Genomic DNA, 596 nt, shown 5'->3' on the forward strand with positions numbered 1-596 from the left:
ACCCAGTGGTTAGCCATGGACGAGATCACGCCTGTCGGTCTTGTGGTCAAGGAATTTCAAAAACCTCGAATGCAAATTATCGTCGGAATTGATGGTTCCACAGGGAAGGCGACCGGTGCGCTGCTGCGGGCGCACCGGCGGTATTGAAGGGATAGTTTCGCTCGGCCCATCCCAGAACCGGCGCAAAAGCCCGAGTGCTAGTTTTCCGTCATGCAAGCATTGACGATGACGTCGAGAACTTTCGTGATCTTCTTGAAAGGATAGAGATCGCCTGCTCTCGCCTTGAGGAAGGCATCGCGTTGTGCGCTTTTTTCCGCGCTCGTCTGATCGATCGCGCCATGATACTCCCCTACCCTGGCATCGTAGTTGTTCCAGCGGATGCGGCAGCCTTCCGGCAGCTCGAGGTAACACTCGATGGCCGCCGCACGGCCGTTGATGTCAGCCAGTTGCTCACCATTCGGACCAATGGTCGGAAAGCTGCGAAACTCCTCCATATCAGGAAGCTTCACGGCCTTGATCCCATCAATCTTGGATAGTTCGCGCAACGAACCGACGCCGGCAGTGTCATTGTCGAAGATGGCCAGAACGCCCCCGGC

The 596-nt window shown here is 56.5% G+C and carries 1 pseudogene; it reads right to left on the bottom strand.

The annotated features are described in order from the left end of the window. Window positions 1-197: 197 nt before the first annotated feature. Window positions 198-596 (bottom strand): annotated as a pseudogene (locus AC1D35_RS36750) (hypothetical protein); the annotation flags it as partial.

The organism is Rhizobium sp. P1_E6 (assembly GCF_056405875.1).